The sequence below is a fragment of the Mesorhizobium sp. M0040 genome (assembly GCF_040323505.1).
Lineage (GTDB): Bacteria > Pseudomonadota > Alphaproteobacteria > Rhizobiales > Rhizobiaceae > Mesorhizobium.
In genome coordinates, this window is record NZ_JAMYVA010000045.1 from 18,863 (window position 1) to 34,011 (window position 15,149).

Consider the following 15,149-nt stretch of genomic DNA (forward strand, 5'->3'; position numbering starts at 1 on the left):
ATCCACGTTTGTTCGGCCCCACGCGGGAAATAGCCGATCTCAACAGCCCATGCGAAAAAGGAGATCTAGTCGATGGGACACAACAGAGGCGGTGTTCCGGCGATCGAACGCTGTACGCTCACGGCTTCTGCCGCGAACGAGGCATAGGCATCGATGAAATGCAGCGATCGCTGATCGACATGGTCTGGAGATCCGCAATGGAAGATGTCCCAGATAACCTGGACACCTGCCGATCGGGCCGCCTCGACCATTGGCGCCCAACTTGACCAGTCATAGGCGAAGCTTGCGGAACCGGAGCCTCCACCTGGTGCTCGTCCATACGCCCCACTTCGCTCATTCGAAGTCTTCTTTCAGCAGTCGGCTTCGAACTCGGCCGCCTTGTTAGGACCGGGAACCGCGTTGGCGAAATACCGCATCCAATGGGGCGCGCGCCATCTTCGTTGCTCAGTCCAGCTCGTCCTGGCGCGACCGGGTAATGCCGAACCGATTTGGTCGAGCCTTTGTTCCTGTGGTGGACTGTCCGGAGCTGGGTGGCGAAGGAGGAACAAGGAGGGCCGTGCCAAGTTCGGGGCGATATACCACCGCCGCCGATCGACTCGAGCGGCTGCTCAGCAACAAGAGAGGCACGGGATCACATGACCGTTCAGATTCGACTTTCCGAGATCGACCACGCCAGGCGCGAGGATCGTGGCGACGGCGCTTGGAGCATCGCACCGGACTTGGGCTATTTGCGCCTAGCAATCGTCAATGTCGTGTTCTTCGGCGCACCGGGCAGCGGAGATCGGAACTGGATGCTGATCGATACCGGGTTGCCGACGTCCCGCGGCAGCATTCTTGCGGTCGCGGAAAAGCGGTTTGGCACGAACGCACGGCCGGCCGCGATCATCCTGACCCACGGCCATTTCGACCATGTGGGAACGGTTCTAGACCTCGCGAATAGGTGGGACGTGCCTGTCTTCGCGCATGCACTCGAGCGCCCCTATCTGGACGGAACCGCGTCCTATCCGCCACCGGATCCCTGGGTCGGGGGTGGACTGATGGCGCTGCTTTCGCCGCTTTTTCCACGGGGGCCAATTGATCTTGGCAACCGTTTGGAACTCTTACCTGCCGACGGATCGATCCCCGGAATGCCCGGATGGCGATGGGTACACACACCCGGGCACGCTCCTGGGCATATCTCGCTCTGGCGCGAGGAGGACCGCTCGCTGATCGTAGGGGACGCTTTCATCACCACCGGTCAGGAGTCAGTCTACGAGGTCGCCGTTCAGGATCTTGAGATGCACGGTCCGCCGCGCTACTTCACGCCGGACTGGGATGCGGCGGAAAGATCCGTGAAGCACCTGGCAGCCCTGAACCCGCAGATGGTCATCAGTGGACACGGTGCGGCTGCTGCGGGAGTGGGCATGCGTCAAGCTCTTGATAGCCTGGCTGAGCGGTTCACGGTGTTCGCCGTCCCGCCGAAATTGAAATTCGTGCGCGAGCCGGCGGCAGTCCTAGGTAGCTGAGGCTAACTGAGCCGCCGTCGTTCTGAAGTATGATCAAGTTGGGCAGACTCTATCTCTCGAGCCGGTAGAGTTACCCGTCGGGTCGCGCTCTCCATCGTCGCCGACAAACTCTGACAAGCGGAACAAACCCGGGAGGCGCCGGGTTAGGGTCGCTCGATCGGTGCAGGGCGACTGCGGCCAAGCGCCCCGAAGTTCTGCGTCAGGAGAAGACGTCAGATGGAAAACGAGTACCCCGAAGGACGCGTCCTCTCCGCCGGTGAGCCGACCGGCAAGAAGTTGTTCGAGCACACACGCGTCGGCATCCGCCAAGACTTGGCTTCGTTTCGCTCATCGGCCAAACCGTGGAGGAGACCAAATGGCAAATCTGGGAAGATTGGCGATCGCGATGCTTGGCGTTCTGGCATACCAAAATCGCGACAAGCTCTGTGAATTGATTCCGGGAGCGGGGTATCTTAACCCAAACGACCCGCAACGCAGAATTCTGGCTCAGATAACGAATGGCGTGTCGAGGGCTGACCTTGGTGAGATCCTCGACCGGTTCAGGGAGGTGGGGGCAGGATCGAAGGTCGACTCGTGGGTTGGCAGCGGGCCAAACCAACCGATCGAGCCAAGGGACGTCGAAGCGGCAATGGACGAAGGTACACTCACGTCCATTTCGATGCAGACGGGCCTTTCGCGCGAGGAGCTAATCAGAAGGATTGCGCGGGATCTACCCGAGGCAGTCAACGAGATGACGCCGAATGGTGAATGGCCGCCTGAGCCGAGACAAGGCTTGGATGAGTCGACCCTGCTCGACAATGTATCCTAGGAGACACAGCCAGGAATGCAGCCGGCCAAGGCGAGATCCGGGGTGGCAACTCTACACTCGGGGACGCTCCTGCGCGATCGCCTTCATCCGCTCGGGAACCAAGGATCTGGTTCGAGCGCGCCGAACGCGCAACTGGCCGCCATCCTGAAAATGCGGCACCGCTGCATCGCGGCGCCCTCGCGCTCGCGTATATCGGTGAGCGGAAGAAGGGCGCGTTCCTGGCTGGCCAGAGCGCTGGCGATCGATCCGGACGACTTCGTGACGCAGTACAACGCCGCTTGCATGTATTCCGTGCTCGGGGAAGTGGAGCAGCGGTGCGGTACCTGGAAAGAGCCGTCGGAGGAAGCATGAGTCAGAACGTATTGGAACGAATCCGTCACGAAGTCGATTTCGACGCCATTCGCGATCACCCGCGGTTCGTGCAGCTTCTTGGTTCACTTGGCTTGTGACGCACAGCTGTACTTGCACAGGCTTCGGCCTGCCTAGCAGCCGCGTTCGCGGCGCGTCCGCTTTGGGTGGCGGATTCAACGGATCGCAGCAACACACGCTCTTTTCTGAAAGTGGAGTGTGAGCCATGAAGCAGCGAAGTCACATCTACTACTCGGCCGCTCAGCGGCCTGAGTTTGGGTTCGATGGCAGGCGGGCGAGTCGATGAGCTCGATCGGACGACGATTCGATCGGAAGTCTTCATCGGTGCCGCCGCGCCTGGGCCTTGCACTGGCGGGCTGCCACCCTTGCCTGTCGCCGGTGGTGTTTTCCCCCACATTTTGCTGCCGCTGCTTGTGCTGCTCACCTGGCCGCTCGCCATGGGCAAGTATTTCGCCCCGGCATCGTCTCTGCGGGGTTTGCTTCGTCGGCAAAGGACATCGCCAGCTGGCCTCACAGCTGCGGTCGATCGCGGCCGAATCGGGATTGATGCTGGCCGACGCGCTGGCCGGCGGCCGCTTCACCCGCTACAATGATCTGTTGATGCCTGCCGGCATTATTGCCGGGGCCGGCGACCGGTTGTTCGATGCGAAAGCCGAGGCTCTTAGACTACAATCGGAGATTCCTGGTTCCTTTGTCGATATCATCCCGCAGGCCGGCCACATGGTCCACCACACCGCACCGCTAGCTGTTCTCGCCATGGTGGACAGGGTCGCTGCCGCGGCCAGCAGTGAAGTAGGCCGGCACTGGCGCGATCCCGAAGAAGTGGAATCGCGATTTTCGGAAAAGATCATGCTCAAAAGCAATAGGTAGAACCCCGTCCCGACTCTATCGGGTGGCGAATCCGATGATTTACTTCACGGAGGCACGCACTTCAGCGAACCGCATCCTGTGCATCCATCCGCGCCGGTTCGGCTAACATCGACGTCGAGGTCCCGTATCTTGGGGATTTGGCCAGGGGAACGGCCCCAATTCCGTGTTCGGCTTCTGCCTCTCTTTGTGGCTGCCAGTATCTAGTCGTCTGCAAATCGAGGCCACGGACTGACAAGCACCCCCGCACTACAAGGAGCTGGCGGTCGGAGAACAAATGTAGACATGTCGCACCATCCTTGCGGGTACGGCTTGCGATGCATACTGACGGTCGAGGGCTTAATGTAACCAAATCAACGGCTCGGCGTTTCGGTCAGCGCCGTTGCAATGAGCGAAGCCATAAACTCTGTCACGAGCATAGACTGGCGATTTCATGAGTCGCAATTTTCTGGTGATTGAACCTGAGGAAGGCATTGCCGTGCTCAAGGGGCTTGCCTCCTCGGCGCGGATCTCGATGCTGAAACTGCTGCATGAGAAGGGGCCGATGAATGTCAACGAAATCGCCGCCGTGCTGTCGCTACCGCAGTCGACCGTCTCGACCAACATCCAGGTGCTGGAGGATGCGGGGCTGATCCGCACCGAGAGAGCGAAGAAAGGCAACCGGAAAATCTGCTATCCGACCGCCGAAAAAGTGCTCGTCGTGTTCAAGAGCGAATATCGTGCGGTCAAGAACGACGCGATCGAAGTGTCGATGCCGATCGGGCTTTATACCGGCTTCGAGGTTACCGCGCCCTGCGGCCTTTGTTCGCCGGACGGCATAATCGGTCTGCTCGATGTGCCGAACACTTTCCTCGATCCGGACCGCATGAAAGCCGGGCTTCTATGGTTCACCCGCGGTTTTGTCGAATACCAGTTTCCCAATAATGCCAAGCTCGCTAATGCCGAGATCACCGAGCTCGAAGTGGCGATAGAGCTGTCTTCGGAAGTGCCGGGCACCAGCGCCGATTGGCCGTCGGACATCACGCTGACGATCAATGGCGTCGATGTCGGCACCTGGACGTCGCCGGGGGATTTCGGTGACAAACGCGGCGTCTTCACGCCCTCCTGGTGGAAGCTCAAGGGCTCGCAATACGGTAAGCTGAAGAACTGGCGAATTGCCAATGACGGCACCCATGTCGACGGCCTCAGGATTTCCAAAACCGGCCTCGCCGCACTCGATCTGAAGAGCCATCATTCAATCCGCGTCCGTATCGGCGTCAAGGACGACGCCAAGCGCCCCGGCGGGATCAATATTTTCGGCAAGGGCTTTGGAAATTACGATCAGGACATTGTGCTCAGGATCAAAACCGCGTGAATCGACTGGCCGCGTTGCTGCGCTCAGTTACAGTTCATTGCTAGGCTAGGCTTGCAGCTGGCACCGCCGTCCATGAGGCGACCGGCTTGCCTGACGTGTATAGATCTCTCGTCGCAAGCTTTGCCCACTGGCTGCGAATCCCCTGCTACCCTCAATCACCAGTACAAAGGGATCCGTCCCACCAACCAACAGCCAGAGCATCCTCCGTTCCGGCAAAATGCCGGAACTTACCATCTAGGCAACTCTCGAAAGTATATGCCGATCCAGGTCACACTTAGCCAACCCGAACCGCCAGCGATGGTTCGTAGCCTCACGCCTGCTCTGGTAGAACAAGGTCAGTTGCCGGCCGTCGATCATCACCGTCGAATGGCCATTCTCGCCGGGCTCACCAGGGTCGAGAACGGGGCCAACGGAGACGTAGGGACCCTTGACGTCATCGGCGATGGCGAAGAAGACGCGCTGCCGGCTGCCGCGCGGACCTTCGGGGAGGAAGCAGGTGGCGTTGAGAAGCACACGACCGTCCGGCAGCGCGACGAGCTGCGCGCCTTCGATCCCCCATTCGTAATCGGGGTGCTCGCGCGCATTGTGATGTGGCACGTCGAGATGATCGAGTATCTTGCCGAGACGTTTCCATGGCCCGAACCAGGAATCGGATTGGCTGCGCGCCAGATAGACATCAGGCTGGGGCACCCTGGTGAATTTGGGCATGCCTGAATAGACGATATAGCGCTTGCCTCCGACGATTGCGGGGTGGGGATCGTAGATGCCGTCCTCATCGGTGTCGGGCAGCGACAATATCGCCGGATTGAGCACCACCCAATGAAAGCCGTCATTGGACACCGCGTGCTCGCAACGTCCGCCGGACTTCATGAATTCGGTCTGGATAAACATGTGGAAGACGCCGCACTCATGAATGACGCCGGGCGCCGCAATGCCAGATCCGGTTACCGGCAAAACGATCGCCTCGTGCTCTGTCCAGGGTCCATAAAGATCCGGCGCTGTGGCGTGGAGGATTTTCCAGCTCTCTGTTGTGACGGTGCCGCTGGAGCCGAAGACGTGCCAGAGCGTGCCGTCGAACACCGGACAAGGGTCCTTCAGATCATCCACAACCTGCGGGTGAAACAATGGAAAGACGTTGGTTTCAAAGTCGATCTTCATTCGCCAGCCATCCCTCGATTCGTCTCGGTCTCCATTCAAATGAACCACCGGCGCGACTCAGATGAATCGATTCCAAGCGTATTTATAGCTCCGCTGATGAACGGTTGTTGAACGATTGAAGGATTTGAACCGCTCTGTGGCAAAGGGCCACATTTGGGGAGCCCGACCTGACGCGAGGGGCTTCATCATGTGGATCGAATGGGGGCGGCCGGCTCGCCCCTTCTCTGTCGAGCCGTCGCAAGTGGAGCGGACGGCTGGTCTCGCCCGAGACAGTTTGGAGCTATGGAACAACTTATCGGGATGGAAGTTATATAGAAGGCTGCGAACTTCATGTCAAAGCTGCCTCGATTGACTTTTGTTAGTCGAGGCATTTTGTAACTATATCGAAGGATAATCTACATGGAAATGGCGGCGGGCCGGGCCAAAACACCAAAAAACCCTGTACAACCGTCTATTTTAATTTGCTTTTCACACCTCCGATGGAACTTCGTATATCAGAGACCACAACACATTCTGACCCTGGCGTCAAAACAGCAACAGCTAATTTACTTCGAAGAGCCGATCTTCGATGAGAGGCGCCACCCTTCGATGCGGGTGCACAATATTACCCCCAAGATCAGAATAGTGACGCCGCTGATCCCAGTTGGTACTTCCGCGACCAGGGCGGACGCAATCCAGCGCAGGTTCGTCGATCAGATCCTCGCCTCCACGCCGCATGACCGATTGACGACCTGGTATTACACGCCCATGGCGCTACGCTTCAGCGATCATCTCGCCTGTGACGTCTGCGTCTACGACTGCATGGATGAACTCTCCGCGTTCAAAGACGCTCCCGCAGAGTTGACGCAGTTGGAAAAGGCGCTGTTGCAACGTGCCGATGTCGTCTTCACGGGCGGGCAGAGCCTCTACGAGGCCAAGCGCAGCTTGCATCGGGCGATCTTTCCCTTCCCGAGCAGCATCGACGTTACCCATTTCCATCAGGCTAGGGCGCCAGGTGAAGACCCGTTCGATCAGGCCGACATACCTCACCCGAGGGTGGGGTACTTCGGGGTCATCGACGAACGGCTCGACCTTGAACTTATCGCGCATGCGGCTGCGGCAATGCCAGACGTGCATTTTGTCATGCTCGGCCCTGTCGTCAAGATCGATCGGGCGAGCCTTCCCACGGCAGGCAACCTGCATTGGCTGGGCGGCAAGTCCTATGCAGACCTGCCGAACTATCTCAGGCATTGGAGTGCCGGCTGGATGCCGTTCGCGCTCAACGATGCGACCCGCTACATCAGCCCGACCAAGACTCCCGAGTTTCTTGCGGCAGGACTGCCGGTGTTGTCCACGGCGATCGTCGACGTTGTGCGTACCTACGGCGTCGAAGGCCTTGTCGAGATTGTCGAGGCGGAGGACATCGAGGCCAAGCTTCGCTCGATCCTGGCCCACCCCCGCGATTTCCTGGTGAAGAAGGCCGACGCCTACCTCGCCGACATGTCCTGGGAGAAGACCTGGAGCGCGATGGCTGCCCACATCGAGCGCGCCCATGCGATGAAGAGCGTCGTCCCATTCCTGAGGAGGGCGTGAGCGTGTTCGACTGGTTGATCGTAGGGGCCGGTTTCGCCGGCAGTGTGCTGGCCGAGCGTATCGCATCGCAACGGCAGGAAAGCGTCCTGATCATAGACCGACGAAATCACGTCGGCGGCAATGCCTATGACTGCTACGACGAGGCGGGAATACTAATTCACCGTTACGGGCCTCACATCTTTCACACCAACGCCCAATCGATCGTCGACTATCTGTCGCAATTCACGCAATGGCGGCCTTACGAACATCGTGTGCTGTCGCTTGTCGATGGAAAGCTGCTGCCGATACCGATTAATCTCGACACCATAAACCGCCTCTACGGCCTTGAATTGACGTCCGAGCAGCTGCAGGACTTCTTCGCTTTCCGACGCGAAACGGTCAAAGAAGTCCGCACCGCCGAGGACGTCGTGGTGAGCACAGTAGGCAGAGAGCTCTACGAGAAATTCTTCCGCGGCTACACGAGGAAGCAGTGGGGTGTTGACCCTTCCCAGCTGAGCAAGTCGGTGACGGCGCGAGTCCCAACCCGGACCGATCGGGATGATCGCTACTTTGGCGACACTTTCCAGAAAATGCCGGCAGGCGGGTATACGCGCATGTTCCAGCGCATGCTGGATAATCCCAAGATCAAGATCATGCTGCAGACCGACTACCGCGAAATTCGCGACAAGATCCCCTTCCAGCAGATGATCTATACCGGTCCGATCGACGAGTATTTCGACTGGAAGCTTGGTCGCTTGCCCTACCGTTCGCTGCGCTTTGAGCACACGACGCTTGATTGCGAGCAGTTTCAACCGGTCGCCGTCGTCAACTATCCGCAGACGGAAAAATACACACGGATCACCGAGTACAAGCATCTGACCGGTCAGCAGAGTCCGAAGACCAGCCTCACCTACGAATACCCCACCGACGTCGGAGATCCTTATTACCCGGTGCCGCGGGCCGAAAACGAGGCTTTGTACAAACGATACGAAGCTTTGGCCGCGGCGTGCCCGGAGGTCTGGTTCGTCGGACGTCTTGCAACATATCGCTATTACAATATGGATCAGGTGGTCGGCCAGGCATTGGCTACGTTCGGGCGCATTCAGACACGCCTGCCAGCAAACGGGATGCTCGTCACGCCGACGCAGCGCGAGGCGGCCGAGTGAATGATGCGCCGGCCTGACCGGCGTCGGGCGACCCACGGCCAAAGAGACCAACGATGTTTCTCGGCTTCTCGGCGAACAGCTCTAGATATGCTGTGCTGTTGATGCAGCTGAAAAGCGCGCACTGTTCGTATCAGCGAGGCTATAGCGCGCTTGCTTGTTGTTCCTCAAACGCCAAGAACGATTGGCGCTGGCGCTCCAACTCGTCCGCAAGTGGCTTGCGAACAGTGCGCGAGCCGTCCGCATGAATGGTGGAGAACAAGCCGACTTCGGCGTGGCGCGAATTGTCCCAACCTGGGTAGGCCGTCACCGGGTACAGGCATATACCCTGAACAGGTGCACCGAGGCTCGTCGCATCGCGCACTTCGTCGCAAACGTAGTGAAGCCAGGCTGGCCGCCCTGAACCTTCGGCGCCGGTCTCGGCGATGAACATTGGCTTCTTGTATCGTTCGGCGACCTCGACCAGCAATTCCGAAAGTGCACGGTATTCGTGGTGCCCCATCGGTATCGTTGGGCCATTCAAGTACCATTGGTTGTGCGGATAGAAGTTGAGGCCGATGACGTCGACAAGGTCCTCGCTGCCGCCCAACTCCGGTTCCACGCGCCCGATCAGCATGTCATACGCCTCGAATTGGCCCTGGCGAGCATTTTCGGCGCGCCGCCGCTCGGGGTGAGTACGGTCACGAGGAGCAATATGGATCAGCGGTTCAGCCCAGATGAACCTGCAGCCGGGTTCGGCCTCCCGCATGGCCCTCACGCCGGCGACCGCTGCCCTGACAAGGTGTCGTTTGAACCATCCACGCTTGTTCGGCCCGACGCGGGGGAAATAGCCGACCTCCACAGCCCATGCAAAAAACGAAATCTCGTTGATCGGGCACACCAGGGGAGCCACCCCGGTAGCGGAGCGATGAACCCGAACAGCTTCCGCGGCGAAACGGACGTAGGCCTTGATAAACCCCGGGCCACCTTGGTCGATATGGTCTGGCGAGCCATAGTGGAAGATATCCCAGATAATCTGCACCCCGGCCGCCTGGGCTGCTTCGATCGCCGACGTCCAACTCGACCAGTCGAAGACTCCGGGCGCTGTTTCAATCAGGTGCCAGCGCAAGCCGTCGCGGATCGTGCGAAGCCCAAGCTCGGCACAACGGCGATAGTCGGCATGTGCATGGATGTCATGTGAGGTCGCGCGGATCAGATCAAGACGGGCCCCGTCGGCGCGCCTGTGGGAGGAACACTCGAAACCAGCCATGAAAAAGCTGTCGAACCCGGAAGAGCCTGCCGTGGGCCGACGAGCGGTATCCTCGTTCATACCAACATCCTGTCGCCCAAGGCGTGGGCAAGTAATCGCATTCGCAGTCCCCCATTGTCAGTTCCGGTGGCCTAGTCGAAACCGGTCGGCCACCACCACGTCGACGGCTCGGCGGCTGCGGTGTACACGTGTGCCTGGATTGGCGAATACAACCAAGCTCCAATCCAGTCTGCCGGGGGCCGCGGTCGCGTCGATTCGATCCGAAGTTATGCGGCCTGTTGCATCGCCCGTTCGTTGACGCCTGTTTCGCCTAGTCGGGTGAGCGCCTCATCGGTTGCTTTTTCTTCCTTGAGCGTCTGTTCGAGTAGCGGGACGGCGTCTTTCAAGCCAAGTAACCCGGCCCATGTGACAAGAGTCCCGTAGCGCGCTATTTCATAATGTTCGACGGACTGGGCTGCAGCCACGAGACCCGCGTCCAATGCCGGAGCCTCCTCGAATTCCTCCAAAATCTCCTGTCCTTCTTCGATGATGCCGTCGATCGCCGGGCACGTTTTCCCTTGGGCTCTCTTGCCAAAGGCGTCGAAAACTTGCTGCAGGCGCTCGATCTGCCCTTCCGTCTCGTCACGATGTTTTTCGAACGCCGCTTTCAACTCTTCGGACTCCGCGCCCTTTGCCATTTTCCGGAGCGCCGTCAGAATCTTGCGTTCGGCGTAGTAGATGTCTTTCAGACCATCATAGAAAAAGGTCTTCCAAGCCCTTGGAGCTGCCCTGAGAGCTTTTTTTCGTCGCCATTGTCATCTCCTCTTTCATTTCTATCGACGCATGCATGGCTCTAACTGGACCAGTCTCTTGTTGTTCCTTCGGCGACGGCACACCGGCAGCCAACAGCGAGCGACGGTCGGGTTGACCGCTGATTTCAGTCCGCCGCGCCAGCAGCGGCTTGAGCATCTCGGCTGCGCTCCATTGCGGAAGTTCCGGAATGAGGATCGTCTGCCTGAAGGGTTTCCGCTGTCATCGAGTCCTTGCGGCCGCATTTTTCGCAACGGACCTTTGCCCGCACCTGATCAAGGTTCCCGATCTCTTCTCGGAGTCCGAGAGGGTTGGAGAAGCGCTTAAGGCGTTGGCGTCCCGGATCATTGCAAATTACATGGCCGGACTAGTGGACGAGGAAGAACTACTGTCGGCTTCCCGGCAGGCGCTTGGACGGCAAGTGCAGACCTGAGCGAATCCCCTGGCTAGAATTGGTCCGGAACCGTACAATAGCAAATCGTCAGCAATACAACATGGCCGCTGACGCTTGGGAGCGACTGTCGCACTCTTGGCCCAATACGAGGCATTGGTGTAATGGCGGAAGAACAAGGGCGGCTCGGCCCGAAATCTGAAATCGTCAGCGAGCTCGCGCGAGAGTCAGGCGTATCCGAACACCACATACGCGAGATAATGTCGCTGGTCGGCTTCGATCGCGGCTCAATCCTGAGGGAAGCTCGTCTCCTCAAAAAGAACAAGTAGGGCCGGCGGTTTTGCACGGCGTCGGCGGCATCTGGTCCACCGGAAATGCATTCTGGGCCGAAGCATCCTTCTGGTTGCTCGGCTTTGTCCTGTTGATGAGCGCTGCCGCGGCGCTGGCCGGCTTTACCGATTTTCTTGGAAATTCAAGGGTGCGGTCCATCAATGCAGCGAGGCACCATATGGTCGGCAATGTCGTGGCCATGGTGCTGGCGCTGGCCAGCTTCATGCTGCGCCTAAGCGCCGGTGCCGCCGAGGGCGCCTTGCCCTGGGGCCTGGCGCTATCAACGATTGTCGTTCTGCTGCTCGTCTACACCGGCTGGAAAGGCGGAACGCTTGTCTACGAACACAGGGTAGGCCTCCATCCCGAAGAGGGTGAGGATCTCAACTCCCGCCCGGAACGTTGCCTTCGCAATCTGGTGTGCGTCTTTTTTCGAAGCATACGGCCCCAAACTGATTCATCCTGTGGGGAAGCCAAGCGGTATCGACGCTGCCTGAAAACTTACGCGCAAGCGCTCCACACTTTCGGGGCGGCGCTTTGTCGATCGCCCAGAGTAGCTAAGCACCCCTTCTTTATCCCATAGTATTCGTCTTCGCCTATTGCTCCGGAACGGCAGAGGTTTGCGGACGATTTCGTGCTGCTTCGGCAATTTCCGGGATGTATTTCGTCGCGGTGCAGCTTCGGTTCACATTGGCGCGTGCGTGGAATACCTCTTTCTCGCAGACCCGCTTGGCGAGCTCGATAGGCACATGAACTGCCAGAGGCACTTCCACCTCGGAGATTCCAAGCTCCCGTGCGATCTGCTGTTTCACTTCGTGCCTGCCAAGCGAAACGTCGACGCCGACATCCTCGGCATCTTCGGTTGTCGATGATGCGCCTTGCCCCGGAAGATCTTGCTGCTCGGTCTGAGCAAATGACTGCACGGCAAAGAGTTGCAACGCGAACACGGCGAGCGGCAAAATTCGTTGGAATACTCTCATGCCTGGCTCCTGCAGGTGCCTTTAACAACGGCAAAGTGTTTGAAGCGTTCCAGAGGCGGGGATGCGCGCGCTTAGCGGCAGTCGAGGCGGGTTTTTTCTGTTGGCGTGGAATACGATATGGCGACCATGGTTGGGTGCCGACAGCCGACTGTGCTGGCACATCGGAGTGTAGGAAGTTGCCTACCGAGAAAGAAAGACAAGCCAGGAGACGAGCGCGCCTCGGATGCTGCACGAGGATTGACCGACATTGAGCCTGCGGCACGAGACGCAAAGACCGCGGCTTCGGGAGCAGCGCCTGAAGGCCGCACTTGCTGTGACGTCGGCCCGCGGCATCTAAACCGAAGAGGACACCAAAACCGCGAAAGCCTAGCAGTCACTTGCACCACACGGGAGCTTGCATTCAACCCCACGGTGCTCAAGATCCAAGTAGGCTCTGCAGCTCTCTAGGCTCAGAACGTCGTGCACCCAAGTTAGATCCTGCTGCAGCAGTCAGGACTACCCCAGAACGAATATGGCCAGCAGGGCAACAAAGAGAACAAGGGCGATCGCGGCGCCCCAGATGAGGACCTTTCCGGTGCCGCGTTGCTCTTCCTCGCGAGAAACGTCTTTCGCCATTCCATGCATCCTTTGCGAAGGTCCAAACTGAGCAACGTGCCGTGCCAGGCTGTTCCCAACGCTCTCGGAGCCAACTTGGTGTCAGTCCAACTGCCGGTTGCCGTAGGGCTTCTTCGCTCCAGCGCTATCGGCAATACAGCGCGGCTCTCCTCTGAGCGCGACCGCAGCTCCCTTCAGGCAAGATGCGCGAGCAGACGGACATCTATCTGACCGAAAGCAAAAGAAACCACGCGTGCCCCACTGAAAGCACAAGCAAGCGCAAAGGTTCCTGAACTGATGCTCGGCTGGCGGGAACTTGCTCGCCAGCCGAGTTGAGTTCAGGCGGTGGTCGGGGGAGATCAGCCAGCCACACGCTGGTGATTCCAACCTGAGCCGATGTGCCAATCAGCAACCTTCGTCGGTCTTTTTCACCTGGCCCGGCGCGGCGGTGTTGGCTGCCGTGTCCTGCTGACCAGGCGCCGCCTGCTGAGCGCTGCCAGTCTGCTGGCCGGGCGCGCAGTCCCTGGCCGAGTTCGGATTCGTGGTGCCGCTGGTGGTCGTCGTGTCGGTGCCTTGATCGCCGGACATGTTGGTCCCGCTGCTCGTCGTGCCGGTGCCCTGATCCGTCGTGCTGGGCATGGTCGTCGTGGTCGAGGTTCCGCTCGTCGAGGTTCCGCTCGAAGTTCCGCTGGTCGTCTGGGCAAAGGAAAGCCCGGCCGACACCGCCAGCACGGCCGAAGCCAAAAGGATGCGTTTCATCTTCTTTCTCCTGTCTGAATGCGCGGGATGCGCCTGGCAAATTGAACAGGCAGACAGAAGGAGTGTTCCCCGATGACGTTCAACTTTTGTAACTCTGGTCGTAGGTCAGCCTTAGGATGGCCGGCGTATATTAGAACCTCATGACGGCGGCTCGAGTCGAAAAGCAATCAACGAGCGGAGAGGCCGTCGCGTTCCTTGTGACTGCGGTGGCGCGGTGAGGCACAAGGCTCAATGCGGAGCGCCAGCGGCCGCGATCAGCGCCTCGTCGAGAATCCACTTCAGCTTCGCCGAGCGCTGGTAGCTTCATCTGCTTGCCGTTCTTACTTGCCGGGAACGACATGCAGCGGTCGCAGTATGCCATGCGGGACCTTCAATATGTCGCCGTATGTCGCCGCGTCGGATGGCCAGGAAGCGGCCAGTGCCAGTTGGACTTTGTGATGGAGCGGCGCAGCGGCGAGCGTCCACGGGCCGTTTTCCTTGCGCCGATCTTCCGCGATCTTGGCCTTTTCCACGCATCGCTGCAGGATTTTTCGCGAGGTGAATTGAGACCCGCCACGACGCTGATCTCTGCGACGGTCAAGGCCCGTTCGGCGGGCTCTACTCCGGAACAATGTCCTCTTCTGAAAGTTTCCTTAGATCGCAAAGGAGATTCGAGATGTCAGAAAGCCGCGAATGGTTTGTCCAATGGCTTAGAGATGCCCATGCCATGGAAGAGCAGGCCGAAACGATGTTGAACGGGCAGTTGGGTCGCATCGAGAACTATCCCGAGCTGAGCGACCGGATCCGACAGCACCTCGACGAGACGAAGCAGCAGGCTGCCCGGCTGAAGACTTGTCTCGATCAGATGGACGAGGGTTCATCCACGATGAAGGACGCTGGCGGTAAGCTGACGGCGATGGCGCAATCGCTGAGCGGCGTCTTCGCTGGAGACGAGGTGATGAAAGGATCGCTCGCGAGCTACACGTTCGAGCACATGGAAATCGCCTCCTACACGATCCTGATTGCCGCTGCTCGATCGCTCGGCGAAACGGAGGCTCTTCGGGTTTGCGAAGAGAATCTGCGAGAGGAAGTCGCGATGGCGGATTGGCTGAAAACCCGTCTTCCCTCGACGACCGAGCAGTTCCTTGCGCGGGCCGAAGCGGACAGCGACAGCGCCAAGCGGTGATCGGGTAGGAACGTAGTGACCGTGAACTGGGTGATCGGGATTCGTCCGCTAGCGCGTCCCCTTCGTGAACGCTGGGCAACGAACACGCCTAGCAGGCGGTCCCGAGCTGCGCATTTCGAG

General features: G+C 59.3%; 16 protein-coding genes. 8 read left to right on the forward strand and 8 right to left on the reverse strand.

The window, feature by feature from the left end; translation table 11 throughout:
* Window positions 1-635 precede the first annotated feature (635 nt).
* Both NKJ91_RS26750 and NKJ91_RS26755 read left to right on the forward strand, forming a co-directional pair.
* The gene (locus tag NKJ91_RS26750; protein ID WP_352457917.1) at window positions 636-1,505 is read left to right on the forward strand and encodes an MBL fold metallo-hydrolase; all 870 of its coding nucleotides are present in this window, start codon (window positions 636-638) and stop codon (window positions 1,503-1,505) included.
* A gap of 355 nt (window positions 1,506-1,860) precedes the next feature.
* The gene (locus NKJ91_RS26755; RefSeq protein WP_352457918.1) at window positions 1,861-2,313 is read left to right on the forward strand and encodes a YidB family protein; all 453 of its coding nucleotides are present in this window, start codon (window positions 1,861-1,863) and stop codon (window positions 2,311-2,313) included.
* Window positions 2,314-2,396: 83 nt separating this feature from the next.
* On the opposite strand, the gene NKJ91_RS26760 is transcribed toward NKJ91_RS26755, so the two are convergent.
* Complete coding sequence (locus tag NKJ91_RS26760) at window positions 2,397-2,723, reverse strand: hypothetical protein (protein WP_352457919.1); 327 nt, start codon at window positions 2,721-2,723, stop codon at window positions 2,397-2,399.
* A 241-nt stretch (window positions 2,724-2,964) separates the two neighbouring features.
* On the opposite strand from NKJ91_RS26760, the gene NKJ91_RS26765 reads away from it, so the two are divergent.
* Both NKJ91_RS26765 and NKJ91_RS26770 read left to right on the forward strand, forming a co-directional pair.
* A complete protein-coding gene (locus tag NKJ91_RS26765; RefSeq protein ID WP_352457920.1) occupies window positions 2,965-3,552 on the forward strand; it encodes an alpha/beta fold hydrolase in 588 nt (195 codons plus the stop codon).
* Window positions 3,553-3,982: 430 nt separating this feature from the next.
* The gene (locus NKJ91_RS26770) at window positions 3,983-4,903 is read left to right on the forward strand and encodes an ArsR/SmtB family transcription factor (RefSeq protein ID WP_352457921.1); all 921 of its coding nucleotides are present in this window, start codon (window positions 3,983-3,985) and stop codon (window positions 4,901-4,903) included.
* A gap of 234 nt (window positions 4,904-5,137) precedes the next feature.
* Here the strand turns inward: NKJ91_RS26770 and NKJ91_RS26775 are convergent, their stop codons facing one another.
* The gene (locus NKJ91_RS26775) at window positions 5,138-6,061 is read right to left on the reverse strand and encodes a glycoside hydrolase family protein (protein ID WP_352457922.1); all 924 of its coding nucleotides are present in this window, start codon (window positions 6,059-6,061) and stop codon (window positions 5,138-5,140) included.
* Window positions 6,062-6,460: 399 nt separating this feature from the next.
* Between NKJ91_RS26775 and NKJ91_RS26780 the strand changes: the two genes are divergently transcribed.
* The gene (locus tag NKJ91_RS26780; RefSeq protein WP_352457923.1) at window positions 6,461-7,633 is read left to right on the forward strand and encodes a glycosyltransferase family protein; all 1,173 of its coding nucleotides are present in this window, start codon (window positions 6,461-6,463) and stop codon (window positions 7,631-7,633) included.
* Window positions 7,634-7,635: 2 nt separating this feature from the next.
* Window positions 7,636-8,778, forward strand: a complete 1,143-nt coding sequence (glf, locus tag NKJ91_RS26785; RefSeq protein ID WP_352457944.1) for a UDP-galactopyranose mutase — start codon at window positions 7,636-7,638, stop codon at window positions 8,776-8,778.
* Between the two features lie 139 nt (window positions 8,779-8,917).
* Here glf and NKJ91_RS26790 read toward each other — a convergent pair whose 3' ends face one another.
* The 3 genes from NKJ91_RS26790 to NKJ91_RS26800 form a co-directional block, all read right to left on the reverse strand.
* Window positions 8,918-10,084 carry a glycoside hydrolase family 1 protein gene (locus tag NKJ91_RS26790; protein ID WP_352457924.1) on the reverse strand — a complete coding sequence of 389 codons (1,167 nt, stop codon included), beginning with the start codon at window positions 10,082-10,084 and terminating at the stop codon, window positions 8,918-8,920.
* Between the two features lie 206 nt (window positions 10,085-10,290).
* Complete coding sequence (locus NKJ91_RS26795) at window positions 10,291-10,752, reverse strand: YciE/YciF ferroxidase family protein (RefSeq protein ID WP_352457945.1); 462 nt, start codon at window positions 10,750-10,752, stop codon at window positions 10,291-10,293.
* Window positions 10,753-10,756: 4 nt separating this feature from the next.
* A complete protein-coding gene (locus NKJ91_RS26800; protein ID WP_352457925.1) occupies window positions 10,757-10,972 on the reverse strand; it encodes a hypothetical protein in 216 nt (71 codons plus the stop codon).
* A 572-nt stretch (window positions 10,973-11,544) separates the two neighbouring features.
* Here NKJ91_RS26800 and NKJ91_RS26805 point away from each other — a divergent pair.
* Entirely contained in the window at window positions 11,545-12,114 is a 570-nt protein-coding gene (locus NKJ91_RS26805) for a DUF2231 domain-containing protein (protein ID WP_352457926.1), read from the forward strand.
* Window positions 12,115-12,127: 13 nt separating this feature from the next.
* Here the strand turns inward: NKJ91_RS26805 and NKJ91_RS26810 are convergent, their stop codons facing one another.
* From NKJ91_RS26810 to NKJ91_RS26820, 3 genes are all read right to left on the reverse strand, one after another.
* Complete coding sequence (locus NKJ91_RS26810) at window positions 12,128-12,511, reverse strand: hypothetical protein (RefSeq protein WP_352457927.1); 384 nt, start codon at window positions 12,509-12,511, stop codon at window positions 12,128-12,130.
* A 999-nt stretch (window positions 12,512-13,510) separates the two neighbouring features.
* A complete protein-coding gene (locus NKJ91_RS26815) occupies window positions 13,511-13,864 on the reverse strand; it encodes a hypothetical protein (protein ID WP_023680319.1) in 354 nt (117 codons plus the stop codon).
* A 320-nt stretch (window positions 13,865-14,184) separates the two neighbouring features.
* Window positions 14,185-14,376, reverse strand: coding sequence for a hypothetical protein (locus NKJ91_RS26820; RefSeq protein WP_023680339.1), 192 nt, complete (start codon window positions 14,374-14,376; stop codon window positions 14,185-14,187).
* Between the two features lie 143 nt (window positions 14,377-14,519).
* Here NKJ91_RS26820 and NKJ91_RS26825 point away from each other — a divergent pair, with 143 nt between their 5' ends.
* Window positions 14,520-15,029, forward strand: coding sequence for a ferritin-like domain-containing protein (locus tag NKJ91_RS26825; RefSeq protein WP_352457928.1), 510 nt, complete (start codon window positions 14,520-14,522; stop codon window positions 15,027-15,029).
* Window positions 15,030-15,149 lie beyond the last annotated feature (120 nt).